Annotated in this window: 29 protein-coding genes; 19 read left to right on the forward strand and 10 right to left on the reverse strand. The window is 30.7% G+C overall.

Annotated features, from left to right (window positions below):
• Nucleotides 1–21: 21 nt before the first annotated feature.
• Genes ACZ451_RS16300 through ACZ451_RS16310 form a run of 3 tightly spaced genes read left to right on the forward strand, consistent with a single transcriptional unit; the run spans nucleotide 22 to nucleotide 1,730 of the window.
• Nucleotides 22–456, forward strand: coding sequence for a hypothetical protein (locus tag ACZ451_RS16300; protein ID WP_464214317.1), 435 nt, complete (start codon nucleotides 22–24; stop codon nucleotides 454–456).
• Nucleotides 453–647 carry a hypothetical protein gene (locus ACZ451_RS16305; RefSeq protein ID WP_464214319.1) on the forward strand — a complete coding sequence of 65 codons (195 nt, stop codon included), beginning with the start codon at nucleotides 453–455 and terminating at the stop codon, nucleotides 645–647. Before ACZ451_RS16300 ends, ACZ451_RS16305 begins: the two co-directional genes overlap by 4 nt.
• 36 nt (nucleotides 648–683) lie before the next feature.
• A complete protein-coding gene (locus ACZ451_RS16310) occupies nucleotides 684–1,730 on the forward strand; it encodes a M14 family metallopeptidase (RefSeq protein ID WP_464214321.1) in 1,047 nt (348 codons plus the stop codon).
• A gap of 79 nt (nucleotides 1,731–1,809) precedes the next feature.
• Here ACZ451_RS16310 and ychF read toward each other — a convergent pair whose 3' ends face one another.
• Together ychF and ACZ451_RS16320 are read right to left on the reverse strand one after the other, a co-directional pair.
• Nucleotides 1,810–2,904 (reverse strand): redox-regulated ATPase YchF, encoded by a 1,095-nt coding sequence (gene ychF / locus ACZ451_RS16315; protein WP_464214323.1) that lies wholly within the window; start codon nucleotides 2,902–2,904, stop codon nucleotides 1,810–1,812.
• A gap of 268 nt (nucleotides 2,905–3,172) precedes the next feature.
• Nucleotides 3,173–3,526, reverse strand: a complete 354-nt coding sequence (locus tag ACZ451_RS16320) for a 4Fe-4S dicluster domain-containing protein (RefSeq protein WP_464214325.1) — start codon at nucleotides 3,524–3,526, stop codon at nucleotides 3,173–3,175.
• 170 nt (nucleotides 3,527–3,696) lie between these two features.
• Between ACZ451_RS16320 and ACZ451_RS16325 the strand changes: the two genes are divergently transcribed.
• From ACZ451_RS16325 to ACZ451_RS16355, 7 genes are all read left to right on the forward strand, one after another.
• Nucleotides 3,697–4,752, forward strand: coding sequence for an acyl-CoA reductase (locus tag ACZ451_RS16325; protein ID WP_464214327.1), 1,056 nt, complete (start codon nucleotides 3,697–3,699; stop codon nucleotides 4,750–4,752).
• Between the two features lie 81 nt (nucleotides 4,753–4,833).
• A complete protein-coding gene (gene serC, locus ACZ451_RS16330; RefSeq protein WP_464214329.1) occupies nucleotides 4,834–5,892 on the forward strand; it encodes a 3-phosphoserine/phosphohydroxythreonine transaminase in 1,059 nt (352 codons plus the stop codon).
• An 83-nt stretch (nucleotides 5,893–5,975) separates the two neighbouring features.
• Nucleotides 5,976–6,227 carry a four helix bundle protein gene (locus ACZ451_RS16335; protein WP_464214331.1) on the forward strand — a complete coding sequence of 84 codons (252 nt, stop codon included), beginning with the start codon at nucleotides 5,976–5,978 and terminating at the stop codon, nucleotides 6,225–6,227.
• A gap of 114 nt (nucleotides 6,228–6,341) precedes the next feature.
• A complete protein-coding gene (locus ACZ451_RS16340) occupies nucleotides 6,342–7,292 on the forward strand; it encodes a D-2-hydroxyacid dehydrogenase (RefSeq protein ID WP_464214333.1) in 951 nt (316 codons plus the stop codon).
• Between the two features lie 70 nt (nucleotides 7,293–7,362).
• Nucleotides 7,363–8,004 carry a DUF937 domain-containing protein gene (locus tag ACZ451_RS16345; RefSeq protein WP_464214335.1) on the forward strand — a complete coding sequence of 214 codons (642 nt, stop codon included), beginning with the start codon at nucleotides 7,363–7,365 and terminating at the stop codon, nucleotides 8,002–8,004.
• Nucleotides 8,005–8,085: 81 nt separating this feature from the next.
• The gene (locus ACZ451_RS16350; protein ID WP_464214337.1) at nucleotides 8,086–8,565 is read left to right on the forward strand and encodes a DUF6146 family protein; all 480 of its coding nucleotides are present in this window, start codon (nucleotides 8,086–8,088) and stop codon (nucleotides 8,563–8,565) included.
• Nucleotides 8,566–8,632: 67 nt separating this feature from the next.
• Nucleotides 8,633–8,950: a DUF6787 family protein gene (locus ACZ451_RS16355; RefSeq protein ID WP_464214339.1), complete on the forward strand. Its 318-nt coding sequence runs from the start codon at nucleotides 8,633–8,635 to the stop codon at nucleotides 8,948–8,950.
• 26 nt (nucleotides 8,951–8,976) lie between these two features.
• On the opposite strand, the gene ACZ451_RS16360 is transcribed toward ACZ451_RS16355, so the two are convergent.
• From ACZ451_RS16360 to ACZ451_RS16370, 3 genes are all read right to left on the reverse strand, one after another.
• Nucleotides 8,977–9,756, reverse strand: a complete 780-nt coding sequence (locus tag ACZ451_RS16360) for an alpha/beta fold hydrolase (RefSeq protein ID WP_464214341.1) — start codon at nucleotides 9,754–9,756, stop codon at nucleotides 8,977–8,979.
• Between the two features lie 87 nt (nucleotides 9,757–9,843).
• The gene (locus ACZ451_RS16365; protein ID WP_464214343.1) at nucleotides 9,844–11,397 is read right to left on the reverse strand and encodes an FG-GAP-like repeat-containing protein; all 1,554 of its coding nucleotides are present in this window, start codon (nucleotides 11,395–11,397) and stop codon (nucleotides 9,844–9,846) included.
• Between the two features lie 98 nt (nucleotides 11,398–11,495).
• Nucleotides 11,496–13,673, reverse strand: coding sequence for a B12-binding domain-containing radical SAM protein (locus ACZ451_RS16370; RefSeq protein WP_464214345.1), 2,178 nt, complete (start codon nucleotides 13,671–13,673; stop codon nucleotides 11,496–11,498).
• 302 nt (nucleotides 13,674–13,975) lie between these two features.
• On the opposite strand from ACZ451_RS16370, the gene ACZ451_RS16375 reads away from it, so the two are divergent.
• Nucleotides 13,976–14,905, forward strand: a complete 930-nt coding sequence (locus ACZ451_RS16375; RefSeq protein WP_464214347.1) for a helix-turn-helix domain-containing protein — start codon at nucleotides 13,976–13,978, stop codon at nucleotides 14,903–14,905.
• A 112-nt stretch (nucleotides 14,906–15,017) separates the two neighbouring features.
• Nucleotides 15,018–15,890 (forward strand): SDR family oxidoreductase, encoded by an 873-nt coding sequence (locus ACZ451_RS16380; RefSeq protein ID WP_464214349.1) that lies wholly within the window; start codon nucleotides 15,018–15,020, stop codon nucleotides 15,888–15,890.
• Nucleotides 15,891–15,907: 17 nt separating this feature from the next.
• Here the strand turns inward: ACZ451_RS16380 and ACZ451_RS16385 are convergent, their stop codons facing one another.
• The 4 genes from ACZ451_RS16385 to msrA all read right to left on the reverse strand — a co-directional run bounded on the left by ACZ451_RS16385 (nucleotide 15,908) and on the right by msrA (nucleotide 18,611).
• Nucleotides 15,908–16,624 (reverse strand): L,D-transpeptidase family protein, encoded by a 717-nt coding sequence (locus ACZ451_RS16385; RefSeq protein WP_464214351.1) that lies wholly within the window; start codon nucleotides 16,622–16,624, stop codon nucleotides 15,908–15,910.
• A gap of 153 nt (nucleotides 16,625–16,777) precedes the next feature.
• On the reverse strand, nucleotides 16,778–17,080 hold the full coding sequence (locus ACZ451_RS16390; protein WP_464214353.1) for a hypothetical protein: 303 nt from the start codon (nucleotides 17,078–17,080) through the stop codon (nucleotides 16,778–16,780).
• A 382-nt stretch (nucleotides 17,081–17,462) separates the two neighbouring features.
• Nucleotides 17,463–18,062: a GTP cyclohydrolase I FolE gene (gene folE / locus ACZ451_RS16395; protein ID WP_464214355.1), complete on the reverse strand. Its 600-nt coding sequence runs from the start codon at nucleotides 18,060–18,062 to the stop codon at nucleotides 17,463–17,465.
• Between the two features lie 3 nt (nucleotides 18,063–18,065).
• Nucleotides 18,066–18,611, reverse strand: coding sequence for a peptide-methionine (S)-S-oxide reductase MsrA (gene msrA, locus ACZ451_RS16400; RefSeq protein WP_464214357.1), 546 nt, complete (start codon nucleotides 18,609–18,611; stop codon nucleotides 18,066–18,068).
• A 188-nt stretch (nucleotides 18,612–18,799) separates the two neighbouring features.
• On the opposite strand from msrA, the gene ACZ451_RS16405 reads away from it, so the two are divergent.
• Genes ACZ451_RS16405 through ACZ451_RS16420 form a run of 4 tightly spaced genes read left to right on the forward strand, consistent with a single transcriptional unit; the run spans nucleotide 18,800 to nucleotide 21,419 of the window.
• On the forward strand, nucleotides 18,800–19,462 hold the full coding sequence (locus ACZ451_RS16405; RefSeq protein ID WP_464214359.1) for an ABC transporter ATP-binding protein: 663 nt from the start codon (nucleotides 18,800–18,802) through the stop codon (nucleotides 19,460–19,462).
• 1 nt (nucleotide 19,463) lies between these two features.
• The gene (locus tag ACZ451_RS16410) at nucleotides 19,464–20,015 is read left to right on the forward strand and encodes a CPBP family intramembrane glutamic endopeptidase (protein ID WP_464214361.1); all 552 of its coding nucleotides are present in this window, start codon (nucleotides 19,464–19,466) and stop codon (nucleotides 20,013–20,015) included.
• Nucleotides 20,012–20,776 (forward strand): TIGR02757 family protein, encoded by a 765-nt coding sequence (locus tag ACZ451_RS16415; protein ID WP_464214363.1) that lies wholly within the window; start codon nucleotides 20,012–20,014, stop codon nucleotides 20,774–20,776. The genes ACZ451_RS16410 and ACZ451_RS16415 overlap by 4 nt, the downstream gene beginning before the upstream one ends.
• A 46-nt stretch (nucleotides 20,777–20,822) precedes the next feature.
• Nucleotides 20,823–21,419, forward strand: a complete 597-nt coding sequence (locus ACZ451_RS16420) for a nucleotidyltransferase family protein (RefSeq protein ID WP_464214365.1) — start codon at nucleotides 20,823–20,825, stop codon at nucleotides 21,417–21,419.
• Between the two features lie 56 nt (nucleotides 21,420–21,475).
• Here ACZ451_RS16420 and ACZ451_RS16425 read toward each other — a convergent pair whose 3' ends face one another.
• Nucleotides 21,476–23,899, reverse strand: a complete 2,424-nt coding sequence (locus ACZ451_RS16425; protein ID WP_464214367.1) for a fasciclin domain-containing protein — start codon at nucleotides 23,897–23,899, stop codon at nucleotides 21,476–21,478.
• 571 nt (nucleotides 23,900–24,470) lie between these two features.
• Between ACZ451_RS16425 and ACZ451_RS16430 the strand changes: the two genes are divergently transcribed.
• Genes ACZ451_RS16430 through ACZ451_RS16440 form a run of 3 tightly spaced genes read left to right on the forward strand, consistent with a single transcriptional unit; the run spans nucleotide 24,471 to nucleotide 26,287 of the window.
• Nucleotides 24,471–24,749: a hypothetical protein gene (locus tag ACZ451_RS16430; RefSeq protein ID WP_464214369.1), complete on the forward strand. Its 279-nt coding sequence runs from the start codon at nucleotides 24,471–24,473 to the stop codon at nucleotides 24,747–24,749.
• Nucleotides 24,750–24,761: 12 nt separating this feature from the next.
• Nucleotides 24,762–25,262: a hypothetical protein gene (locus ACZ451_RS16435; protein WP_464214371.1), complete on the forward strand. Its 501-nt coding sequence runs from the start codon at nucleotides 24,762–24,764 to the stop codon at nucleotides 25,260–25,262.
• 17 nt (nucleotides 25,263–25,279) lie between these two features.
• Nucleotides 25,280–26,287 (forward strand): glycosyltransferase family 2 protein, encoded by a 1,008-nt coding sequence (locus ACZ451_RS16440; RefSeq protein WP_464214373.1) that lies wholly within the window; start codon nucleotides 25,280–25,282, stop codon nucleotides 26,285–26,287.
• Nucleotides 26,288–26,357: the final 70 nt, after the last annotated feature.

Here is a 26,357-nt window from a genome sequence, read left to right on the forward strand (position 1 = left end):
CAAATTAATTTTATGTAAACAATGTCATTAAAGAAACATAAAATAAGTCTTTTTTTAACATTAATATTTTTAAGTTTTATTAATGTAACTAAAGCACAATCAAGTAACTCTGAGAAGAAAGATTCTGTTGTCTTTATAAAACAAGATTGTGAAAAAGGAAAAAAGGATGCTCAAAATGATTTTAAAAAAGGAATATACAATTATTATTCTTACGGCTTAACATTGGAAAGCAACTCTGAGTTTAATTATTACCTTCAGGAATACAGGAAAAATAAATATGGAATTATTTCTAAGAATGCGGGTTGTTTTGTAACAGAACATTCGGAATGCTATTCTGATGTAATGATGGAATTAGTTTTTAAAAAATTCGGTTCAGATATATTTGAAAAGTCAAAGAAAGAGGCGATGGAACTATATAACACTAATAAATCTGACAAGTTAAAAATTAAAGAATGAAAAAAATAATTAAGATTTTAAAACATAATTGGACTTTACGAACTGTAGCTATTTTAACCCTTCTTTATATTGGAGTTTCATTTATTTTTGGTGATGGATTAAAAATTTCCGAAATAATTATTTCCATTTTGGTTTCACTATATTTCGTGTGGGGATTTGGAAAAAGACCTAATGAAAATAAACCTATTTAGTGTAAACGATGTCACTCAAATAACATTTTAAATTAAATGAGAAGAATACATTTATCATATTTTTTATTTTTTATCCTGAAATTTGTCATCGCACAAAATACTTTTCAAAAAGCATTTAATTCCAAGACTAGATTAACAAAGGAAAATATTCGAATAGAATTTAATGATGATACAGGAAATTCTGGTCATTTGCCAATCGCTATTTTAAAAGGTAAAGTTGAAGAGCCAATTTTCACTATTGTTGCTGGTGTTCATGGTTATGAATACCCACCAATCATTGCAACGCAAAAAATACTGCAAGAAATAAAAATAAAAGAGCTTAAAGGAACATTAATAATTATTCCAATTGCTAATATTGCTTCTTTTTACACACGAACGCCTTTTATTAATCCTCAGGATCAAAAAAATTTAAACAATGCCTTTCCTGGAAAAAAGAATGGTACTATTACAGAACAAATAGCGCATTTTATTACTACAAATATTATTTCCAAAAGTGATGTTTTTTTAGATATACATGGAGGAGATTCTTGTGAAGATCTTATTCCTTTTGTTTGCTATTACAACAATACAAAAAAGCCAGATCAGACAGCATTAGCTAAAAAGCTATCTGAAAATAGTGGGTTTGAATATGTTGTTTCTTACCCTTATACAATTTCGGATACTGAGCCAGCTAAATATACCTTTAAACAAGCTGTACAAGATGGAAAAACAGCATTAAGTATTGAATGTGGTAAATTGGGAAATGTACAAGAAGAGAATGTTAATTTAATTAAAAAAGGGGTATATAACATGCTAGAAACTATGGGTATGTATAAGAATGGAACTGGTGCCCATAAAAATATTATTTATCGTAATAGCCAAACATATATAAGTTCTAATGCAAAGGGTATTTTTCATAGCAAACATAAAGCTGGAGATAAAGTAAAGAAAAATGAGCTTGTTGGCTATACAACAGATGAATTTGGTCTTATTCTAGAAGAATACAGAGCTTCTAACGAAGGTGTTATTTTATATATGTTAGCTACGCCACCAGTAAACATTGATGATACTATAATGTGTATTAGTAGTTATTTAGAACACTAGACAAACTATTATTAGTGTTATTAAAAAACTTAAGACTAGCTTAAAGGTAATTTATGTTATTGCGATTAAATGCTAGTTTTTACACATTAAATCTAAAATGCATCACATCTCCATCTTTTACAATATATTCTTTCCCTTCTACTCGCATTTTACCCGCTTCTTTTACTTTCGCCTCGCTACCATATTCTACATAATCTGCATAAGCAATAACTTCTGCTCTAATAAATCCTTTTTCAAAATCGGTGTGGATCACTCCTGCGGCTTGCGGTGCAGTAGCGCCTACTGGAATGGTCCAAGCACGCACTTCTTTTTCCCCTGCTGTAAAATAGGTTTCTAAATTTAATAAGGTATAGGCACCACGGATTAATTTGCCAGATCCTGGTTCATCTAAACCAATATCTTCTAAGAACATCTGGCGTTCTTCATAAGTATCTAATTCCGTAATATCTGCCTCAGTACCTACTGCTAAGAAAATTACTTCTGCATTTTCTTGTGCAACTGCCTCTTTTACTTTTTCTACATAAGCATTCCCCTTTACAGCAGCACTTTCATCTACATTACAAACATACATCACGGGCTTATCTGTTATAAACTGTAACGGCTTTACATATTCCACTCTATCATCATCAGATATCGTTATCGCTCTAACTGAGGTTCCTGCTTCTAAGCCATTTTTTATAGCCAATAAAACAGCTTCTTCTTTTTGAGCTTCTTTATTGCCCGTTTTTGCAGTTCTTTTAACTTTTTCAAGTTTTTTCTCTACCGTTTCCAAGTCTTTTAACTGTAGCTCCATATCTATGGTTTCTTTGTCTCTAATAGGATCTACAGAACCATCTACATGAACAATATTATCGTTATCAAAACAGCGTAGTACATGAAGTATAGCATCAGTTTCTCGTATATTTCCTAAAAACTGGTTACCTAAACCTTCTCCTTTACTAGCCCCTTTAACCAAACCAGCAATATCTACAATTTCTACCGTAGCAGGCAATACACGCTCAGGAGTAACCAATGCTTCTAATTTCTGTAATCTAGGATCTGGAACATTTACAACGCCTATATTAGGTTCTATGGTACAAAATGGAAAGTTAGCACTTTGCGCTTTTGCATTAGATAAACAATTAAAAAGAGTAGACTTTCCTACGTTTGGCAACCCAACAATTCCTGCTTTCATTTTAGATAGACGTTAGCCTTTAGTCCTTAGACTATAGGGTTATTAAATTTTGCGCAAATATAATACGTATTAATGAAGTAAAATATTTCTAGCTAAAGAAATCACTGGATGAAAATGAATAGCACTAAATTTCGTTTTTTATAAAGCATAATCATGATTTTACTGAAATAAGATTGCTTTTACTGCATAATACATTAAACTTTATTGCACAAAAAAACCCAAACAGTTAAGAATGGGTCTTTGAAATATTTTATGCTTTAAAGATTCCTTAATCTTTTGGGTGCATAAATGCTTGTTTTCCTAGTAAAACTTCTTCTGTTTCCACACGATCTTCATCGGGAACACAGCAATCTACTGGACAAACCGCTGCACATTGTGGCTCTTCATGAAAGCCCATACATTCAGTACATTTATCAGGAGAAATATAATAAATTTCATCACTAATAGGCTCTTGCACTTCATCTGCATTCACTGCTTTACCATCTGGTAAAACAACATCACCTGTAAGAGATGTACCATCACTATAACGCCATTCATCTGCACCTTCATATATTGCAGTATTTGGGCATTCTGGTTCACAAGCTCCACAATTTATACACTCGTCTGTTATTATAATTGCCATAATTTTGTTCTTTTTTAAGCTAAATTCTTATACTTTCCGTATAGTTATTAACTATATAATCATTTAAATAGTATACAGCATCCAACTTATACTATGATGATTGGAAAAATAGTTCCAATAACCGTATTTTTGCACAAAGGTAAAACCTAATATAATCCTATACAAATATAATGACGCAGCATCAGTCAAGATCAGAAGCTTTTGTTAAACTTGGTACTTTTTTTAGCGATTTTTGTTCTTATGACAAAAATAAAGCGAAACCAACAAAACTATTTGCTGAATTTGATGAAATTATTACACTTGCCAAGCATAAAAATGGCTGGTTTACCAGAGAAAACATTATGTTTAGTATTGAAAATTGGGGCGCATTATTAACTGAAAAACAGTTAAAAAATTGGCTAACCCCATATACTTTAACTGAAATAGAAAATGTGGTTGCTATTATTATGGCTGGGAATATTCCTTTAGTAGGCTTCCATGATTTTTTAGCAGTATTACTTACCGGAAATAAAGCATTGGTGAAATTATCTTCTAACGATACTATTTTGCTTCCATTCATTTCAAAAGTATTAATAGCTGCGGATGGCTCTTTAAAAGATAAAATTGAATTTACAGATCAAAAACTTGAAAATTTTGATAAGGTAATCGCTACAGGCAGCAATAATACTGCACGTTATTTTGAATACTATTTTAAAGGGAAACAGCATATTATCCGTAAAAACCGGAATTCTGTTGCTGTTTTAACAGGAAATGAAACTACAGAAGAACTTACCGCTTTAGGAGAAGATATCTTTAGATACTATGGATTGGGCTGTAGAAGTGTTTCTAAACTTTTTGTTCCTGAAGGATATAATTTTGATGCTTTTTTTAAAGCAATTTATGCATTTAATCCTATCATCAATCAAATGAAATACGCTAACAATTATGATTATAATAAAGCGGTTTATTTAATGAGCGAATTTAAATTGTTAGATAATGGTTTTCTAATGTTAAAAGAAGATGAGAGCTACTCCTCTCCTATTGCTTCTTTATTTTATGAAACATACGGTTCTTTAGAAGCATTAAAAGAAAAGCTCAAAGAAGACGAAGAATTGATTCAATGTATTGTAAGCAAAGATTTTTTAAATCAGGAAATTGCATTTGGACAAACGCAAAAGCCAAGCCTTAGCGATTATGCAGATAATGCAGACACCATTGCTTTTCTATTAGAAACACAAACCCTATAGATTTTTAAATTAGTTTAGCAATATATTTCCATAAATTTTAGACCTTTACCTTCTCATAGTCATCAGAATAAAAAAATAATAATGAAAAAACATAATTTTAGTGCAGGCCCATGTATTTTACCTCAAGAAGTGATATTAAAAGCTTCTGAAGCAGTAATAGACTTTAACGGTTCTGGACTTTCTCTTATAGAAATTTCTCATAGAAGCCCAGATTTTGTTGCAGTAATGGAAAAAGCACAAGCTTTAGCCTTAGAGCTTTTAGACTTGGAAGATAAAGGTTATAAAGCATTATTCTTACAAGGTGGTGCTAGTATGGAGTTCCTAAGAGTTGCCTATAATTATTTAGAAACCAAAGTAGGCTATCTTAACACAGGAACTTGGAGTGATAAGGCTATAAAAGAGGCCAAGCTATTTGGTGAAGTTGTAGAAGTGGCATCTTCTAAAGATCAGAATTACAATTATATTCCAAGTATGTATGGCGTTCCTAATGATCTAGATTATTTACACCTTACCTCTAACAATACTATTTTTGGTACTCAGCTAAAAAATATCCCTACGACTAAGGTCCCTTTAATTTGTGATATGAGTTCTGATATTTTTTCTAGGAAAATAGATTTTTCTCAATTTGATTTAATTTATGCTGGCGCACAGAAAAATATGGGTCCTGCAGGAACCACTCTTGTTGTTGTAAAAGAAGACACTTTGGGTAAAGTAAGCCGTAAAATACCATCAATGATGGATTATAAGGTGCATCTTAGTAAAGATAGTATGTTTAATACCCCAAGTGTATTTGCCGTGTATACTTCGATGCTTAATTTAGAATGGTTAAAAAATTTAGGAGGTATTGCTGCTATTGAAGAAATCAATGAGAAAAAAGCACAGTTATTATATTCCGAAATAGATTTAAATCCGCTATTTACAGGTTTTGCTAAGAAAGATGATCGGTCTATTATGAATGCTACTTTTAATTTAACAGATGAAAAGCTAAAAGATACTTTTGATGCCATGTGCAAAGAAGCTGGTATTAATGGAATTAATGGTCACCGTTCTGTTGGAGGCTACCGCGCATCTATGTATAATGCCATGTCTTTAGAAAGTGTAGGTGTTTTAGTAGATGTAATGAGCGACTTAGAAGGGTAATAAGTGCTAAGTGCTAAGTGCTAAGTGCTAAGTGCTAAGTGCTAAGTGCTAAAATTAAATATCAAATATTTAAAATATCTATTTTGATTGAAAAAATAAGTATTCAGTTTGCCCTTGACATAATTTCTTTAATAAAGGTTTTACGAAATGAGAGAGAATTTATATTTGCAAACCAACTTCTTAAATCAGCAACTAGCATAGGTGCTAATGTAGCAGAAGCTGGCGCAGGACAATCTAAGAAAGATTTTATAGCAAAAATGGCTATTGCGTCAAAAGAAGCTAGAGAAACTAGATATTTGGTTAAGACTTATAAAAGAAGGAAAATTAACTACTAATAATATAGATAAGTATCTTAAAGAAGTGGAAGAATTGATTAAAATTTTAACAAAAAAAGTTAAGACAAGTCAAAAAAACTTAAACACTTAAAACTTATCATTTAACATTTAATAATGAGAATATTAGCAAACGATGGGATATCACAAATTGGCGTAGATACCCTAAAAGCTGCAAAATTTGAAGTCCTTACGATACATGTGGCTCAGGAGCAATTAATAAGCTATATAAATCAACACAACATTAAAGTGCTTTTAGTACGGAGTGCTACTAAAGTTAAAAAAGATATTATAGACGCTTGTACAGAGCTGAAAATAATTGGACGTGGCGGTGTAGGTATGGATAATATTGATGTTGCTTATGCCAGAGAAAAAGGAATACATGTTATAAATACTCCAAACGCATCTTCTGAATCTGTTGCCGAACTCGTTTTTGCTCATTTATATGGCGGGGTTCGATTTTTACACGATTCTAACAGGAATATGCCTTTAGATGGTGATTCTAAATTTGCTACATATAAAAAAGCATATGCAAAAGGTAGCGAATTAAGAGGTAAAACGCTGGGGATTATCGGTTTTGGTAAAATTGGACAAGCTACAGCTAAAATTGCTTTAGGAGTTGGCATGAATGTTATGTATTTCGATTCTAATGTTGAAGAAGCCAACATTTCGCTTTCATTTTTTGATGGACAACAGGTTTCTTTTAATTTAAAAAGTAGCAGTAGACCTGATCTTATAAAAATGGCTGACTATATATCTATTCATGTTCCATATCAAAAAGAATATGTGATTAGAAGTTCAGATTTTGATCAGATGAAAGATGGCGTTGGAATTGTTAATGCTGCTCGAGGCGGTGTGTTAGACGAAGTAGCCTTAGTAAATGCCTTAGAATCAGGTAAAGTGAGTTTTGCTGGTCTAGATGTTTTTGAATCAGAACCCACACCCGAAATTCGTATTCTAATGCATCCAGATATTTCCTTAACACCACATATTGGTGCTGCAACAATAGAGGCGCAAGATAGAATAGGAATAGAATTAGCAAATCAAATAATTTCAATTTTAAAATAATATAGAACAGATTATCGTCTGTACTCTACTTTTTTGTACATTGAGTGCTTAAAATTAAACACAAACTATAATGTCAGGATTATTAGATTTATTAAACAGCCCAATAGGGAAACAATTAATTAGCGGTGCAGCTCAAGAAACAAATCAGCCTGCTGATAAAACGAGTCAAGTAATAAGTATGGCTTTACCAGTATTAATGGGTGCCATGAAAAGAAATGCATCAACACCAGAAGGTGCAGAAGGGTTAATGAATGCATTATCTAACAAACACAATGGTAGTATTTTAGACAACCTTGGAGATTTATTTGGCGGTGGTGTTAACCAAGAAGTAAAAGAGGATGGCGCAGGTATTTTAGGTCATATATTAGGCGGAAAACAATCACAAGTAGAAAATGCGTTAAGTCAAAAATCTGGTATAGATGCAAGTTCTATAGGTACTATTTTAAAAGTTGCCGCACCATTAGTTATGGGCTATTTAGGAAAACAAAAACAGCAACAAGGCGTTTCTGATGCAAATGGTTTAGGAAGCCTTTTAGGCGGAATGTTAGGCGGTAATAATGGTGGTGCAAAAGAACAATCTTTAATAGAATCTTTCTTAGACGCAGACGGTGACGGGAGTATTTTAGATGATGTTGCTGGAATGGTTCTCGGCGGTGGTCAAAAGAAAAAAGGAGGTCTTGGCGGTCTTCTTGGAGGTTTATTTGGTAAATAAGCCTAAAAAATTGTTAAATGATACCCTAGCCGAACATTATATGTTCGGCTTTTTTTGTACCTTAATTCTAAAATCTGCTCTATGAAAAAAATCTTAACATATCTCTTCTCCCTACTATTTCTAGGAATAATACTGTATAGCTGCAATAGTACTAAGAATAATACTGTGTCTGCGGATGTTGAAAAACTAGTGATTTCTGAAGAAGAAGAAACTATTTTTAATCAGACCGTAAACGATACAACTGTTATTGCCGACGAAGAAACAGAATATGAAATTATTATTATCGATCCTGGTTTTAATTCTTGGTTGGCTGGAATAGCCAGACCTGTTGGGTTTTATACTCAAAATTATTTAGAAACTAGAAATCGTTTATGGGTCATATCTTGGAATCAAAGAGTAATGCAACCACATCGTTTTAACCCTAATTTATATCTACAACAAATCAATTATGATCCTAATATTGATTATGGTTATGACGTAAATTATAAACTCTTCAATTATTTTATATTTTTTCAACGTAGAAATAATCAACGTTTAGGTGGTTTTATGCCTAGAATATAATATTTATCAAAGTTCTTTTTGACATCGCAGTGAATTGATAGTATATTTGCCCCTACTGCATTATTGTATGAAAAAACTAAGAGAACGCTGGGGAATAGACTCTAACTTTGGGGTTGTTATGATACTGATTGTGTTTGCTATAACAGGATCAACATCTGTTAAAATTGCTAGACCAATACTAGAAAAAATAGGTTTTACAAGAACTGTTTTTGATGATGACTGGTATTTTTCTGTCTTATATTGGACCATTCGTATTGTAGCAATATTTCCAATTTATCAAGTACTTCTCATAATTTTCGGATGGCTTTTTGGTCAATTTAAATTCTTTTGGAATTTCGAAAAAAAGATGCTTCATAGATTAGGGCTGGGCTTTTTATTTAAGTAGAACCCCTTTTTAAGATCTTTATTTAACTATTCTTCTGAAGTCCATGCTATAATATTTTTTATAACCAAGTCTTTTGCAGACCAAACAAAAAAGTGATTTTGCCCTTTTAAACTTAGGAGTTTTAATTGTTGCGCTCCTGTAAACCTTTTTTCCATGTAAGGTGCGCTTTGGTAAGGAACTAACTTGTCCTCTGTTCCATGAATAATTAAAACATTCTGATTTATTTTAAACAACTCATCTTTTAAGGCATATAATTCAGTTTTTAAGGCAATAAGTTCGTCATTAGAAGGCCTTAAAGCTCCTGGAACCAAATATTTTAATGGAAAAGAATGAAAAGGATAACGCCAATTTTCTGGTTTTTCTGCTGTAGGGTCTAAAGCTCCTGCTAAAACAACCAAATTATCATACAAAGCAGGCTGCTCAATGGCCATTTTTACGATTAATGGTCCTCCATAAGAATGTCCTATTAGTGTATATGCTTGTCCATTAGCCAATTCAACTAACATTTTATTAAGACTTAATGCTTGTTCTTTTAAACTTTTTACCTTTCTAAAACTGCTATATCCAAAACCAGGCCTATCTGGCGCAATAATTCTATATTTTTTTAGTAATAAGGAATCCGTAAGATACTCCTCATAGGCATTCCAACTACCAGGGGAACCGTGTATAAAAACTAAGGTTGGTGCATCTTCTTTTCCTGTTTGTATATAATGGATTTTTTGATCTTGAATTTGTTGTACGGTATCTATATATGCAACTTTTTTAGCAGTAAATAATGCTACTGTATCACTTTTAGAACTCCTCATGGTTAAACAAGAAGAATTAAATAGTAAATAACTACATCCAATCACGTATAATACATACCTTTTTTTAAATCGTTTCATCAATTAGGATTACTCAATTTGTATATTTTCTAATACCATCAAGTGCGCTTTTTCTTTCTCCCATTTTTCTTGCAATCCATCCGGTATTGGTGAGAAAGTATACGAAAAAGCGCTTAAAATAATATCTTCATCACCATCGTTATCGATATCCCCTGAGTCTAATAAAAGCCATCTACCTAACATGGAATCTTTAAAGGTAAAGGGCTTAAATTCAAAATTTGATGCATTTATATTTTCTAGATACACAAAAGAAAATTCTGGATGGTTTTCATAATCAGGAAAGTTTGCTAAAACGCCAAAGTCAATATCGCCATCTATATCAAAATCTTTAGCAACAAAACGTGTAGCACCATTTAAAGGATAAAAATAGTGTTCTGCAAAAACATTATTTCCATCATTAATATGAATACGCATTCCATGATATGGTTTATGAATGGTTGATCTATCTGCATTATCTCCATGTACTGTAATAATATCTTGATCGCCATCATCATCATAATCTACTACTTCAAACCAACTACTTCCATAAACCGGATTAAAACGAAGCACTTTATCTGCTTTAAATGATAAGTTATCTTCTTGATAAAAAATAGTAATATTCTCATCACCTTGAGCAAATAGAGCAACTAGATCGTCTTTACCATCTCCGTTCATATCTTTAGCTATAACCCTAGTAGCGCCAACCTGGTTTTGTAAAATTCTTTTTTTGTAGCCTTCATTTTCTTTTGTAAGTAAAGAAAGTTTACCTGTAAAATAGCCAAATTCACTCACTACTAATTCATCATTTCCATCATTATTGATATCATGAACTAAAGTATGTACGGGTCTATGCAATACTTCAGGAATATAATTCACTGTGCCATTCTTAACTGTACTGATACCACCGGAGGCAATTTCCGAAGGGTCTATTCTACCAATAGTAGTAACATATCCAATACCATCTTTTTCTAAATAATCTACAACAGGGCTTTTAAACTTAGTCCTTTTTATAACTTTATTTTTCTTAAAATCATAGGTTGCTAAATAGCCATGCATATCACCAGTAACAAGTTTTTTCTGATTTTCAGCATAATCTAAAAAAGAAAACAAAGCCAGATTAGTAGTATCCAAAGTAATTGATTTTGATACAAATTGTGTAAGTTCTTTGTGAGGTTTGTTTTTCTCCGAAGAAATTAAAGAATCTGGTGCAAGGCGTATAATATAATCTTTCAATAATTTCCAATCTTCTTGTTTAATAATTGGCTTAGTAGGAAAAACTCCAGACTGTCCCGCTGCATATTGATCTCTTAAGCTTATTCCTTTCATAGGATCATGTTCTAAATCTCTAATACCCATGCGTGCTCCCATTTCTGGTAGAATAGCGGTTTCCCATATATCTTTTGGTAAATCTGAAATTTTTGGTGCTATATGGCAGCTGGCACAATAAGAGTTATATAACTCTACCTGTTTTTTTTCTACTGCAACTGTAGTTTGATTTTTCTTTTCTTCTGAAGAGGGTTTACATGAAAAAAGTAATACTAAAACAAGATATATTCCTACTATAGGGAGCTGATACTTTTTCATGAATCAAAAATTTAGAATAGGAAAGATAAGAATACCATAATCTTTATACAATATAAAATTATAAATGGTAAAGATGTATCTAAAATAGTATAAAAAAATTATAATTCTAATAAGCCGTTAGCCTTTAGAATAGTTATTGGTTTTGAAAACCAAAATAATTTAAAATCATCAAAATATACTTCAAAATCAGTTTTAAGTGCCGAGAGAGGTAAGTGTTTTTCTTGATTAGGCTGCAGTTTTTCTAACACAGTACTAAACCATTCACCTTGATGTTTTTCTAAATTTATTTCTATTACTTCTGTATTTGCATGAAAAGTTAAACGCATTAATTTTCGTTTTCCTTTTTTAAAAGTTCTTTGTAGTGGCAACTTTCCTAACCAAATAATTTTAGCTGAAGGTTTCACCATTAAATTTGGTGTCGTTTTTAAAGTATTCTCAATATAAGATGGGGATACAGTAGTATTTGGGATATCAAAATTAAACCATTCTTGTAAGGGCAAATCAAAACCGATACCATGCATAAAATTTAGAAGCGATTTTTTTAAACCATAACTAAATAGTGCATGATCTATTCCTGTACTATCAGTAAAATCTACATCATTATTTGCAAAAGAAATTTCCTTATAATTTGGTATAATTCCGTATTCAGATGGGCTTTTACCAATGGGGCTATGTGTAGTTAAAGCAAATTGATGCCAAAAACCAGATTGTAATATACCAAGTTTAAATAACTGACGGACCATTTCTAAGCTATCTACAGTTTCTTGAATAGTTTGTGTAGGATACCCATACATTAAATAGGAATGTACCATTATATTCGCCTCCGTAAAATTACGAGTTACTTGTGCCACTTGGGCTACCGTAACTCCTTTATCTATTAATTTTAATAAACGATCTGACGCTACTTCTAAGCCTCCAGAAACAGCTATACAACCAGAAGCATTAAGTAAAGTACAAAGGTCTCTTGTGAAATTTTTCTCAAACCTAATATTGGTCCACCAGGTTACTACTAATTTTCTTCTTAAAATTTCAAGTGCCAGCGCTTTCATCAATGCAGGAGGCGCCGCTTCATCTACAAAATGAAATCCGTTTTCTCCAGTTTGTAAAATTAATTGCTCCATTCTATCAACTAAGTGTTTTGCAGCAATAGGTTCATAAATTTTAATATAATCTAAAGAGATATCACAAAAAGTACATTTCCCCCAATAACAACCATGCGCCATAGTTAATTTATTCCATCTTCCATCACTCCAAAGGCTATGCATTGGGTTAGCGATTTCTATAACTGAAATATAATTTTCCAAAACGAAATCTGAGTAGTCTGGTGTACCAACTTGTGCCTGTTTATAATCTGGTTTTGTAGTATCATTTTTATAAACAACTTTTCCATTTTCTAATAAAAAAGTACGTTTGTATTTTATATTATCATCACTAGGTAGAATTGCTTTGTATAAAAGCTCTATAGGTAATTCTCCATCATCTAAAGTAATGTAATCAAAAAAATGAAATACTCTAACATCAGAAACCGATCGCAATTCTGTATTAGGGAATCCCCCTCCCATTGCAATTTTTATACCTTGGTAATTTGTTTTTATAAATTGTGCGCATCTAAAAGCACTATATAAGTTACCTGGAAAAGGTACGGATATACAAACTAGTTTAGGTTGTACCTTTTTTAATTTATCATTTAGTATTTTTAAGGCTATTGTATCTACAAAAGTCATTTCTGTTTGTAGACTGTCATATAAGTCATCAAATGTATGAGCACTTTGCCCTAAACGTTCTGCATACCTGCTAAAACCAAAGTTTGGGTCTATGCATTCTACTATAAAGTCCGACAAATCTTCGAGGTACAATGTGGCAAAATGTTTCGCTTTATCTTGTATTCCCATTTCTCCAAAAGCCCAACTCATATCATCTAACTGATTAAAACGAGATGCTTCAGGCAAGAAATTGGAGGTGCAAATTTGCCTTGCTAAAGTCTGATTTTTACCTTGTAAAAAGTTAATAACATTATCTAAAGTATGTAAGTATTTATCTTTTAAAGCATAAATTCGCTCACAATTTTCAGAACTAATAGTATTATTTTCAAAAGCAAAATTAAAGATTTGAGTAAATTTTTCTGGAGTGAATAATTCCAGAAGTACTTCTATGCCTAAATCCATCTGAAAAGAAGTAATCCCTTTAGTATTCAGGAAACCTTTTAAATAAGCTGTAGCTGGGTATGGAGTATTTAATTGTGTAAAAGGTGGCGTTAAAAGTAAAAGGTCTTTCAAGTGTTTTATTTTAGACTACTACAAAGATACTTTAAAAGGAATTACTGCTTGACTACTCTTATGTTGTTAAGAAGTCTTGCAAAAAATACATAAGCACTTGAATATATGGTATTATAATTTTTTAAATTTGGAATTATAACAAAATAAAAGGCTTTTTAATACCTATGCTAAGAGAAAGAATAAACAATTGGTTCAATTTATCTAAACAATATCTTTTTACTTATAGCAATGGTTTTTTTAATTTATCCTACTTATCAAATTCTCCTGATGTGATGATAAAAAGTTTTTCTAAAATGCCTTTTATGAAGCATGATACAGAAAAACAACTATTATTTGCAGATACTCCTTTTGTAAAAGGCGAGTTTTCTTATGCTGAGCTAGAGAATGGTTTATGGATGATGAGTTCTATTATGAATTATAAAAATAATGTGTCATACACTCCTGTTTATGATACTTTTTTACCTGCGGATTATTATTTTATCACTATAAATATCATTGAAAATAAATTCAATTCTAATTTTTATAACTTTAATAATCTAAAGGTTGAAAATTACTCTATGGCGTTTTCAAAACCTGTTGTAAAATCTCCGAATTATCACTTTAAAGGTTCTAAAGAAACCATGTATATTTTATATTTTAGTGAAGATTGGGCTACTAAAAATATTTTAAATTCAGAGACGATAACTGATGTTGTAAAAGAATTATTTTTAAATGGTGAAAAAAAATATTTAAATTATAATTTTAATCAACATAGCTTCAAAGGCTTAATCAAAAGAATTTCGGGCACTATTAATAAATCCACTAAGCCTAACATATTTGAATTAAAAAAAATAGCTTATGAAATGTTTGAACATTTTTTTACGTCATTAAAAGAAAAAGATAATACAGACTCTTTTCAATTAGATGAAAAAGATAGAATGAAAATTCAGAAAATAGAGCGCTATTTAATGAATAATTTATATGCAAAATTTCCAGGTATTGATCCTATTGCTAAAAAAAATAATATCTCTCCTACTAAATTAAAACAAAACTTTAAACTGCTATACGGAAGTTCAATTTTTAAATATTTTCAGCATGCTAAAATGCAACTAGCAATTGAATATGTTAAAAATTCTGATTTAAAAATAAAAGAGATATCAGTAAATTTTGGCTATGAAAATGTAAGCAAATTTTCTCAAGCATTTCAAAAATGTCATAACGCATTACCCTCCGAGTATAGAAAGAGTTCTTAAAAATGTCTTATTGGGCTATTTAATGACCTATCGGATTCCTTTTCTTTTTAAGAATGTGTTTAAATTTGGAAATCAACTAGCGTTCAGCTATATCTAAAACTTAAACAAAAAATTGAACCGTAACAGTTCTAAACATTCTATAATTTTAGCTGGTGCTACGTGTTATCTCGGGGGGGAGGTCATTAAAGAATTAAATACGCGTAGCATATCAGCTAAAATTTTGGTTGAAAACAGAAATAAAATTAAAAAAATAAATACTGAAATTTCGTCGGTATTAGAAGTTGTTTTTTCACAAAAAGAAACGTTAAAACAACATTTTAATAGAATTGAAACAGTTATCTCTACCATTGCAATTACACCAAATAAAAAAAGCCTTCTAGCTACTTATTCAAATTATTTAGCAAATATGAATCTACTAGAAGTTGCAAAAAAGGCTGGTGTAAAAAAATTTATATACATCACTACCACTTGCAAAAACGATTTACATAAAAACCATATTTTTTATAAAACACAAAAATCTTTCGAAGAAAAATTAAAAACTTCTGGCTTAGACTATTCTATTTTATGTGCTAATGGAATATTTAATGATAATATGGGCTTATTAGATATTACACCTAAAAAAAACATCATCCTTTTTGGCAAAGGAAAACAAAAGATTAATCCCATACACATAAGAGATTTCACTAGTACATGTGTAGACATTATGCAAACTCCAAATTTAGAAACAAGTATAGGAGGTCCAGAAGTTTTAACACAAAAAGAAGTGGTTAAAATGACTTTTAAAACGCAACAAAAACCGGTAAAGATTATTCACCTTCCTTATGCTATCCGTAAATTTATAATTTGGAAAGCTGACGTTTTTAAATCTTCTAAACCTAATGAATCTATCCCTTTTTTATGGAATGAAGTTAAAAAAGACACTATTGCTCCTAAATACGGTTCTTTAAAACTCTCTTTATTTTCAAATAAGGTAAATTTAAAATAACATTTTAAGTACTGTTATTAAATAGCTACTACAATTATTTCATTTAATTCGGACTCAATATTCTTGTATAATTCTTTCTCCCAAGGGACCTTTTTAATTTCTGGATAGCTATTATTTTTCCTAAAATCTCTAGGGCTAATTATAATTTTAATTCCATTCTTTAAGGTATGTTCTGTTAGTAAAAACAACTCTTCTATAGCACTATCACCAATGGGTATGCAACCAATAGTTACAGCTTTCCCATGAATAAAGATGTCTCCTCCTAAATTTGTTCTACGATCTAATTTCGCTTTTTCTCTATCAAAATTATTAGGATAGTTTACTCGCATAGACAAATGATAAGAACTATTGGGGTTTAGGTATTCTATTTTATAAATACCCTCAGGAATTTGTTTATCCCCTTGTTTTAGTTTAGGACCTAATTGACCACTAAAAGCGGTAAAATTATATGTTTTGAGTAAGACCCATTTAGAACTTCTTTCGGCTAATATTTCTAATTTTTGCTCTTCTTTAAAAGCCAAAAATTGTATTTTTTCAGGGTAAGATTCAAATCCTTTATCAGAAAGTATAGTTCTTACTCTATCTTCTGTTTTAATAACGACCACTTCCTCAGGTTTTTCTATTGCTACTGTATTTTCCGTTTTTAACAAAAAGGGTTTCCAAGTATTTTCTCCAAATTTATAAAAGAGAAGTAATAGTAGTATCAAGAATAATATTAGAAAGTTTTTTCTCATTTTTTTACTTGTATAAGTTGATTAAAATAAAAATAGCGTAAACACTACTTCATTTAAATTAAAAATGAGTAAACAAGTCTTTTGAATTAGTTAAAGGTACTTATTCATGATATTCAAAAGATTAATGATTATTATTTGTTATGATACATCAATCTAATCTACATTGATCACTTTTTCTGCTTTAGTTCTCTTAAAAACATAGGTGTAAAACCACATTATAGTAAAAGAAGGGATATAATCTGAACCTGGAATTAACTCCTCTACAAATGATACTGCTGCTGCTGCTTGACCAATTTTACCTTTGTATAAACGTGTCATTAACCATGCAGAAAGTGGCGCCCATATAATATCAGAGAATTCTCCTATTCCTGGAATTGCAAAAGATAACATCCCAATTGCATCAAATAAGAGTCCAAGAAAAAGGTTTCTTATTTTTTTATCTTTAGTTTTTGACATTTCTAAATTTACTGATTTTAAAATAATCATATCAAAAGAGATGCCATAAATTTAGTTTTGCCTTCAACTGCGCTCAATACAGGAGCTCTTTCCTTAGGCTTCTAGCCAAGAAAAAAATCTAAAAAACAAAACAAAATAAACTTCATAAACTAGCGAAGTATAAACTAATAACCACTTCCAATAAAATTATAAACTTACTAACTACAATTTCTACACCCCTAAAGTCCCCTCAAAGGGACAATACTTTTCATAAATTTTTAAACTGTTCCAGAGCAGATAAACTCATAAACTTCTAACCAACTTTAAAAAAAACGCCTCAAATACTATAGTAAATGAGGCGCATAATTAACAGTATATTAATTTAAATTAGTCCATAATTTAGTTATGATAAACTAGAGCTTATCAATTTTAAAAATTCGTTACGCGTTTCTTGTTTTTCAAACTGACCTCTAAAACCAGAGGTTGTTGTTACCGAATTTTGTTTTTGAACGCCACGCATCATCATACACATATGCGAAGCTTCTATAACTACAGCTACTCCTTTAGGTTTTAAAGTGTTATTAATACATTCTAAAACATCATGCGTTAAACGTTCTTGCACTTGCAATCTTCTAGCAAAAACATCAACTACTCGTGGTATTTTGCTTAAACCTACAATATGTCCATTAGGAATGTAAGCAATATGTGCTTTACCAAAAAAAGGTAGCATATGATGCTCACAAAGCGAATAGAGTTCAATATCTTTAATGATAACCATATCATCATAATCTTCTTTAAACATAGCTCCCTTTAAAATTTCAACAGGATCTTGTTTATAACCTTGCGTTAAAAAAAGCATGGCTTTTGCTGCTCTCTCGGGTGTTTTCACTAAACCTTCTCGCTCAACATCTTCGCCTATACCATCTATTATGGTAGAAAAATTACTTCTAACATCATCAGTAATTTCTATATTGTACTCTTCAAATTTTCTGTACGGTGCCATCTATTATTTTGTATTTAGTTTGTTTGCGTAATGCGTTTGTAGCTTTTGAATTTTTGGATTTATCACATACTGACAATAAGGTTGTTCACTATTATCATTAAAATAATTATGATGTTCTTTTTCAGCAATATAAAAATGTTGTGCTGCTGTAACCTCCGTAACAATAGGAGCATCAAATACCTTTTCTTGATTTAAAAAAACAATGAAATTTTCTGCTTGCTCTTTTTGATTTTGATTTTGATAGAAAATAGCGCTTCTATATTGCGTTCCTTTATCATGCCCTTGCTGGTTTAATGTTGTAGGGTTATGTGTTGCAAAAAAAACTTCTAACAACTCTTTATACGTTATACTTTTAGGATTAAAACTAATTTTAATAGCCTCTGCATGGCCGGTTTTCCCAGTACATATTTCTCTGTAACATGGGTTTTTAATAGTACCTCCTGTATAGCCAGAAACAACTTCCTCTACCCCGTTTAAACGTTGAAAAACAGCTTCTGTACACCAAAAACATCCTCCAGCAAATACTGCTATTTCTCTTTCTATATTCAAATATATGTGTTTATTGTTTGGAAAATTATTTGGTAAATTTAGATAATTCTATCAAGTAAGAAGTAGTTTATTCTTTAAAATACTTACAACAATAATTAAAAATTTTAAAAATACTTTGCAATCATTTAAATATAAGAGTTTTGTCATGTCTTTCCTTATGCTTAATTTCATCGCTTTAATTTTTTTGAATGATAAAAGCTGAAAATATTCATAAATTTTATGGGACACTCGAAGTTCTAAAGGGAGTTAATCTTCATATTAAAAAAGGTGAAATTGTAGCCATTGTAGGTCCTTCTGGTGCTGGGAAAACTACATTACTACAGATTTTAGGAACTCTAGACCTTCAGTCTAATAAAAATAACAGCCATTTAGCTATAATAGATACTGATGTTACCACGCTTTCTGAAAAAAAACTAGCTCGTTTTAGAAATGAAAATATTGGTTTTATATTTCAGTTTCATCAATTATTACCAGAATTTACAGCCCTAGAAAATGTTTGCATCCCTGCTTTTATTAAAAAAACAACCAAGGTAGATGCTGAGAAAAAAGGAAAGGAATTATTAGATTTTTTAGGTTTATCCAATAGATATCATCATAAACCTAATGAACTTTCAGGTGGTGAACAACAAAGGGTTGCTGTGGCAAGAGCCTTGATTAATAACCCATCTGTAATTTATGCAGACGAACCTAGTGGGAATTTAGATTCTGAAAGTGCCGACAATTTGCATCAATTATTTTTTAAACTAAGAGATCAGTTTGGGCAAACATTTGTAATTGTTACCCATAATGAAGAATTGGCAAATATGGCAGATCGTAAACTCACCATGGTAGATGGTAGAATTGTAGATTAGAATGTTAAACGAAGTCTGGTTATTTTTTAAAAATCCAATCTATGAACCTTATCAAAACTATACAGAAGGGCAGAAACTAACAGCTATAATAAAATTAATAGGCTTAACAGTTATTTTTAGTTTTGTCAGCGGTATAATTACCACGATAGTAACACAACTATTACATGTAGATTTAGGCTCTCATGACTTAGAAAAAGCATTTGATACTTATCCGTTACTGGTAATTTTTATTTTAGGCGTGTTTGTAGCTCCTATTATAGAGGAAACTATTTTTAGATATCCTTTATATTTTTTTAGAAAAATCCCTTTTTTTAAGATTAGTTTTTATAGTTCTGTAGTTTTATTTGGTGCAATACACATTATGAACTATAGTACGTACTTAGAATATTTATGGCTACTTCCTATATTAGTACTACCTCAATTGTTTGCTGGGGTGTTCTTAGGCTTTACAAGAGTAAAATTAGGTTTTAAATGGTCTATATTATTGCATACTGCACATAATGGTATTGTTTTTATTCCCATTATAATTGCAAAACTTTTAGGAATTTCATGAAAAAAGAAGAACTAAAAGCATTTTTAGATGCAAAAGTAGCGCAGTACAACAATCCAAAGTTTTTAGAGAGCGACCCCATACAAATTCCGCATAGTTTTACTCAAAAAGAAGACATAGAAATCAGTGCCTTTTTAACGGCTACAATTTCATGGGGAAACCGGAAAAGTATTATTACGAATGCTAAAAAAATGATGGAGTTACTAGGCCAAACTCCATATGATTTTGTTCTCAATCATCAACCTGAAGATTTAGAAAAACTTCAAAATTTTGTACATAGAACCTATAATGGTATAGACTTTTCTTTTTTTATTAGAAGCCTTCAAAATATTTATAAAAAGCACAACGGATTAGAAGCTGTATTTCAAAAAAATATTGATCATAATTCTATGCAACCCGCTATAAGTGAATTTAAAAAAGTCTTTTTTGAAATTGATTTTCCACAAAGAACAACCAAACACATCTCGGATCCTTTAAAAGGTTCTGCTGCAAAACGAATAAATATGTTTTTACGTTGGATGGTTAGAGATGCTAATACTGGAGTAGATTTTGGAATTTGGAAAACCATTTCTCCTGCTTATTTATCTTGCCCTTTAGATGTACATTCTGGTAATGTAGCTCGAAAATTAAAATTGTTAAAACGAAAACAAAATGATGCTAAAGCCCTAGCAGAATTAGACAAAAGTTTAAGAAAGTTAGACCCTCTTGATCCGGTTAAATACGATTTTGCACTATTTGGATTAGGTGTTTTTGAAAAATTTTAAGAAAAATTACCTTTATATTTAATTATTAAATTTTTAATATTTAAAAATGTCTAAAATTGCAGTCATTATTTTAGCAGCTGGGAGTGCTTCCAGAATGGCAAAGCCAAAACAAATACTCCCTATAAAAAATAAGAGTTTATTAGGGCTAACCATAGAAAATGCTTTAAAAACAGAAGCAAATGACATTTTTTGTGTAATAGGTGCTCATACAGAACAAGTAAAAAAAATAACAAACCTATTCCCAATTACTATCATTCAGAACAAAAATTGGGAAAAAGGGTTAAGCTCAAGTATTAAAGCTGGGATAGCTCATATAGTACTGCACAAAAATAATATAGATGGTGTATTAATTATGCTTGCAGATCAGCCTCTTATAGATACTTCTTATTTAAATGCGATGATAAGTTCTTTTAAAAAACAACCATATCAAATTACAGCGTCACAATATAATTGGGGTTACGGTGTACCAGCAATTTTCCCTAAATCTTATTTTAAACAACTTTTGGTTTTAAAAGATGATAAAGGAGCAAAAAATCTACTAAATAATTCGGCTGAAGAAATTATTCCTATAAATTCTCCTCAGAAACTTATAGATATAGATACCCCCGAAGATTATAAAAAATTTATTTCTAAACTGTTATAAGCCTCGGGGGTATTTTATTTTTTAAACGATTTATTCCAATAGTTTAAAATAAAGTTTTATGGTACTAATATCTTATCTACCACATGTACTACTCCTCTTAAGATATAAATATCTGGATATGTAATTTTTGCAGGGTCATTAGACTGATCTAATAAATATGTTCCTGTAGCATCAATGCTAACTCCTAATGCACCACCTTGCTTAGTAGTTAATGATTGTCCATCATAAAGAGAAGTTGACGCAATTCTCTGTCCTTTTACACAGTGATATTTAAGCACGGAAAGTAAATAGGCAATCTCTTCTGGTGTATCACAATCATCTAACGTATTTACGCCATCTATGGAGCGAAATAATTCTTCGAAAGCTGCATTGCTTGGTATAAATACGGTAAACTCATCATTTAACACATCGGTTACTTGGTCTCCTAATCTTCTAAATAATTCATATGCCTGTGATAAATCTACTCTACCTTCTAAGAAATGTAAAATCTCAGCATGGGCAGCATCTCTAATATCTTCTACTACAGAATGTGGTATTAAAACGCGTTCTACAGTATGTATTATTCCATTACTTGCCGGGATATCTTTTATTTCAAAGTTTACATTTAAACCTGTAACGTCTCTTAATACAAATGTATTCTCTATTTCAACAAGATATAACATATTATCACCAGACAAAGTTTCTAGAGAGCCTTCGCTAAAGTTTGCTGATGCTAATCTACCTGGTAAAATATGATAGCTTAATACATCACGCAACAATTGAATTTCGTAGGCAGTATCTATTTGACTAAGATTTGTAATAGAGGCACCAAATAAAGCAAGCATTCTATTAAAATCTGAATTTGTTGGTGCAAAAACGGTAAAAGGACCATCTTCACCTAAAGTATCATACAAATCAGTTAAAATTAATGCTTCTCTTAATAAGGAGAATTCATCAGACTCATTTATTAATTCTTGTATGGTGTTCATTTGCGCTTCATTTATCTGGTCTAAAAACGCTTGAACTTCTGTTGGAATTAAAATTTTGTCGATACCATGTACCACTCCATTTGAAGCCATAGCATCTGGGGTAAGGATATTAGCATCTACATCTGATGCATCGCCTATGACAAAAGTATCTCCTGAAGCTATTATTTCAATACTATCAGAAGTTAATAAAGTCTGAAGCGATCCTGGTGCTAAATCTGCACTACCAAAATTTCCATTTACAATATGGTATAATAATATTTGTCTTAAAATTTGAATTTCAATAGCTTGATCAAAATCTGCAAAGCTGTTAAAATCATCTCCAAGGGCAACAAATAATTCTTCTATTGCTTCATTAGATGGAGCAAAAACAGTAAACGGTCCATCTGCCATTAAAGTAACATTTATATTTGTTAAACTAAGTGCTTCATCAAATAAGCTGAATTCAGGAGTTTCGTCTATAATTTCAGAAATATTAGGCAATGGAAAAAGAAGATCTAAAATTTCCTGTGATAAAAGTACTTTATCAATGCTATGCAAAACACCATTAGCTGCAATATTATCTGGAGTAACTAAGTTGGCATCAACATCACTAGCATCTCCTATTGTAATGATATCATCTGTTATATTAATGTCAATTGTATTTCCTGCAAATAAGGTTTCTTTTGTACCTGCCTCTAAAGCCGAAGATTCAAAACTACCACTTACTACATGGTATAATAATACATTATTTAATACTGATGGATCAACAGTAATATTATTTGCTACTAATTGATCATTAAAATCTTGAAAAGCAGCGTTTGTAGGAGCAAAAACAGTGTATGGTACGTCAGCATTAAAATTTTCTAATAAATCTGCCTCATTTAAAGCAGCCTCTAAAGAGCTTAAATTATCATCTTCAGCAATAATATCTGCTAAAGTCGGTTGTGGAAATAATTGATCAATTACAGCTTGTGGTAATAATATTTTATCGATAATATGAAGAACACCATTAGTAGCAATCTGATCTGCAACTAAAACAGCTGCTTCTTCATCAGTTTTATCAATCACAAAAAGACGTGTAGTTATTCTAAAATCTAATTGTTCTGACTGTAAGGTAGTAACCAATGCTCCACCAGAAAACTGATCGGATGTACGAGAAGAATTCCCTATAATATGATACTTAAGGATATTTGCTAATAATTCTCTTTCTGCAGGCTCATCAAAATCAGCTAAACTATTAAAGCCCTCTAATTGAGCAAATAAACTAGTAAATGCATCATTAGTTGGCGCAAAAACGGTTTGACCTCCATCTGCTGAAAGTACCTCTTCTAAACCTGCATCTGCAGTATCTAATGAGGCAACAAATGTTCTTAAAACATCGATACCTTCTGCTAATTCAATAAGATTAGGTTCTTCTTGTTCTTCTTCTGGTGGTGGATTATCATTGTTTTTCTTACAGGAGATAACGGATAGCAATAAAGCAAATACAATAATTGCTTTATGAACAAATGGGATAATTTTCTTTTTTTTCATTTTTAAATTTTTAATCTGGATAAATAGTGTTTTTGCAATCATTTTTTATTCATTCAACAAAAAATATATGATTAGACTTAAGTAAAGTATATTTTATACGTTAATACTTACAATAAAATCATTATTCTGGTCCAATTTTAACATCTGACAACGTTTGTATAAATTCTATTAAAGCATTTTGTTTTTCTTTTGATAAACTGAGTTTATCAAAAGGGAAGGTTTGGTAGGGTAAATCAAAACCTATTTCTATACATCACTTTTGATATTTCAAATGTTCTCATATTTAAATAATTTTTAACAAAACTATCTAAGAACCTTTAGGCTAATGTTAACTAAAAATATACCTTTTATTACTCCACTTTTAAGTTTAGGTTATGATGTAAACTTATCATAAAATAAATGTAAGGTATAAATGCAATTAATGTTAAGCATCTGATTTTTAATAACTTAAAATAACAAGTAATTTTACCTCTTTAGAATTTTACGTTTCATTTTTAAAAAATAACAATAGTAAAATGTAACAATTATTATTTTTTAACTACCTATAAATTAAACAGTTAAATATCTAGGTATGGGTGGAGAAGGAAGTATGGCTAGTGCTATTGTTGCATTAAAAAATAATAGAGCACTTTTAAAAAGAAGAAAATTAAAGACTAAAGCAGATGTGTATGGTATCTCATCTGAAACCAAGTTAAAGTTTAAAGAATATAGTCCTGAACAAATGCGCATAATACGTGCTCAAATAAAGAAAGACAAACGCAAACATCGTAACCTATTTATCCTTTGTTTTATAATTTCTTTATTCATCTTCTATTTTATTTTTTGGATATTCTTACCTTGGTATTTCTAAATACTAACAGCTATGAATTCTTCTTCAAATAACAAAAATCAACTTGAGGCTTTTTTTAAAAACATGACTATTATACATGCAGCATTGGTTATGGGTCTCCTTATTTTTGCTTTGATTAGTTATTTTCTTGGGGAAGGTTTTATTTTAAGTTCAGCTTCTAAAAATGATGTTTTTCTCTACATCGTTCCATCAATAGCTATTATCGGTTATTTTGCAAGTAAGTTCTTTTTTAAACAAAAAGTACTTCTAATTACAAAAAACAAAGAAACTCCTCTTAAAGATAAATTAGCACTATACACTAGTGCATTAATTTTAAGATATGCCTGTATAGAAGGCCCTGCGTTTTTTGCATTTGCCATTTTTTATATTAACGGAATTGCTTTATATTTTGTGATAGGATTATGTCTTGTTGCATATTTAATATCCATTCGCCTAACTAAAAAAAATATTAAAATAGATCTTAATTTTACTAAAGAAGAAAGTGTTTTTTTAGACAGTCTTAATCAAAAATAACTTTTTGTGTTTTATTTATGCCACAACCATTAGTAAGTATTGTAATTCCTTTTAAGAATACTGCGCAATATTTAAAAGAATGCATACAATCTATTTGCGACCAGACCTATTTAAATTTTGAAGTCTTAGCCGTTGATGATCATTCTACTGACAAAAGTTATGCTATTGTTGATTCTTTTGTAGCAATAGACGAAAGAATACAAGTTTTTAAAAATAATGGAACAGGAATTATAGCTGCTTTGCAACTGGCGTATTCTAAAGCAAAAGGTGCATTAATTACACGTATGGATTCTGATGATATCATGACTCCTTCTAAATTAGAAGTGATGGTAAAATCATTACAAAAACATGGAAAAGGACATATTGCTATTGGCTTAGTTAACTATTTTTCTGAAAAAGGCTTAAATGATGGCTATAGAAAGTATGGAGAATGGCTAAATCAATTAACAAAAAATGGCACTAATTATACTGAAATCTATAAAGAATGTGTGGTTCCGTCTCCTTGTTGGATGGTGTATAGAACTGATTTTGATGCTTGTAATGGGTTTAATTCTAACATTTACCCTGAAGATTATGATTTAGCATTTCGGTTTTACAAACAGCAGTTAAAATGCATCCCTTGTGATGAAATTTTGCACTATTGGCGCGATTATGATACCAGAACCTCTAGAACTAGCGCACATTATGCAAATAACTCTTTTTTAACCCTTAAAATATTTTATTTTTTAGCCTTAGAACATCACAAAAACAAAACTATTGTTATTTGGGGTGCAGGAAATAAAGGCAAAGACATTGCAAAAAAATTAATTGCAAAACAGTTGAGTTTTAAATGGGTCTGTAATAATCCTAAAAAAATAGGAAAGCATATTTATGATAAACAAATGCAAGCCTATCAAAAAATAGCGGAAATAGATCAAATACAGGTGATTATAACTGTAGCGAATCCTGAAGAGCAACTATTCATAAAAAAGTACTTTTCTAAATTAAAGTTGAAAGCTAACATAGATTACTTTTTCTTTTGTTAAGTAACTCAAAAACAATACGTTTTTTTAAGTGACGATCCTTTAATTTTTTAAACTCTTTTTAATTATATTT

The organism is Allocellulophaga tsushimaensis (assembly GCF_055383085.1).

What these genes read in the sequence shown, in the direction of transcription:
- ACZ451_RS16300 (WP_464214317.1), top strand. Translation starts at nt 22, where the DNA reads ATGTCATTAAAGAAACATAAAATAAGTCTTTTTTTAACATTAATATTT.
- ACZ451_RS16305 (WP_464214319.1), top strand. Translation starts at nt 453, where the DNA reads ATGAAAAAAATAATTAAGATTTTAAAACATAATTGGACTTTACGAACT.
- ACZ451_RS16310 (WP_464214321.1), top strand. Translation starts at nt 684, where the DNA reads ATGAGAAGAATACATTTATCATATTTTTTATTTTTTATCCTGAAATTT.
- ychF (WP_464214323.1), bottom strand. Translation starts at nt 2,904, where the DNA reads ATGAAAGCAGGAATTGTTGGGTTGCCAAACGTAGGAAAGTCTACTCTT.
- ACZ451_RS16320 (WP_464214325.1), bottom strand. Translation starts at nt 3,526, where the DNA reads ATGGCAATTATAATAACAGACGAGTGTATAAATTGTGGAGCTTGTGAA.
- ACZ451_RS16325 (WP_464214327.1), top strand. Translation starts at nt 3,697, where the DNA reads ATGACGCAGCATCAGTCAAGATCAGAAGCTTTTGTTAAACTTGGTACT.
- serC (WP_464214329.1), top strand. Translation starts at nt 4,834, where the DNA reads ATGAAAAAACATAATTTTAGTGCAGGCCCATGTATTTTACCTCAAGAA.
- ACZ451_RS16340 (WP_464214333.1), top strand. Translation starts at nt 6,342, where the DNA reads ATGAGAATATTAGCAAACGATGGGATATCACAAATTGGCGTAGATACC.
- ACZ451_RS16345 (WP_464214335.1), top strand. Translation starts at nt 7,363, where the DNA reads ATGTCAGGATTATTAGATTTATTAAACAGCCCAATAGGGAAACAATTA.
- ACZ451_RS16350 (WP_464214337.1), top strand. Translation starts at nt 8,086, where the DNA reads ATGAAAAAAATCTTAACATATCTCTTCTCCCTACTATTTCTAGGAATA.
- ACZ451_RS16355 (WP_464214339.1), top strand. Translation starts at nt 8,633, where the DNA reads ATGAAAAAACTAAGAGAACGCTGGGGAATAGACTCTAACTTTGGGGTT.
- ACZ451_RS16360 (WP_464214341.1), bottom strand. Translation starts at nt 9,756, where the DNA reads ATGAGGAGTTCTAAAAGTGATACAGTAGCATTATTTACTGCTAAAAAA.
- ACZ451_RS16365 (WP_464214343.1), bottom strand. Translation starts at nt 11,397, where the DNA reads ATGAAAAAGTATCAGCTCCCTATAGTAGGAATATATCTTGTTTTAGTA.
- ACZ451_RS16375 (WP_464214347.1), top strand. Translation starts at nt 13,976, where the DNA reads ATGAAGCATGATACAGAAAAACAACTATTATTTGCAGATACTCCTTTT.
- ACZ451_RS16385 (WP_464214351.1), bottom strand. Translation starts at nt 16,624, where the DNA reads ATGAGAAAAAACTTTCTAATATTATTCTTGATACTACTATTACTTCTC.
- ACZ451_RS16390 (WP_464214353.1), bottom strand. Translation starts at nt 17,080, where the DNA reads ATGTCAAAAACTAAAGATAAAAAAATAAGAAACCTTTTTCTTGGACTC.
- folE (WP_464214355.1), bottom strand. Translation starts at nt 18,062, where the DNA reads ATGGCACCGTACAGAAAATTTGAAGAGTACAATATAGAAATTACTGAT.
- ACZ451_RS16405 (WP_464214359.1), top strand. Translation starts at nt 18,800, where the DNA reads ATGATAAAAGCTGAAAATATTCATAAATTTTATGGGACACTCGAAGTT.
- ACZ451_RS16410 (WP_464214361.1), top strand. Translation starts at nt 19,464, where the DNA reads ATGTTAAACGAAGTCTGGTTATTTTTTAAAAATCCAATCTATGAACCT.
- ACZ451_RS16415 (WP_464214363.1), top strand. Translation starts at nt 20,012, where the DNA reads ATGAAAAAAGAAGAACTAAAAGCATTTTTAGATGCAAAAGTAGCGCAG.
- ACZ451_RS16420 (WP_464214365.1), top strand. Translation starts at nt 20,823, where the DNA reads ATGTCTAAAATTGCAGTCATTATTTTAGCAGCTGGGAGTGCTTCCAGA.
- ACZ451_RS16425 (WP_464214367.1), bottom strand. Translation starts at nt 23,899, where the DNA reads ATGAAAAAAAAGAAAATTATCCCATTTGTTCATAAAGCAATTATTGTA.
- ACZ451_RS16430 (WP_464214369.1), top strand. Translation starts at nt 24,471, where the DNA reads ATGGGTGGAGAAGGAAGTATGGCTAGTGCTATTGTTGCATTAAAAAAT.
- ACZ451_RS16435 (WP_464214371.1), top strand. Translation starts at nt 24,762, where the DNA reads ATGAATTCTTCTTCAAATAACAAAAATCAACTTGAGGCTTTTTTTAAA.
- ACZ451_RS16440 (WP_464214373.1), top strand. Translation starts at nt 25,280, where the DNA reads ATGCCACAACCATTAGTAAGTATTGTAATTCCTTTTAAGAATACTGCG.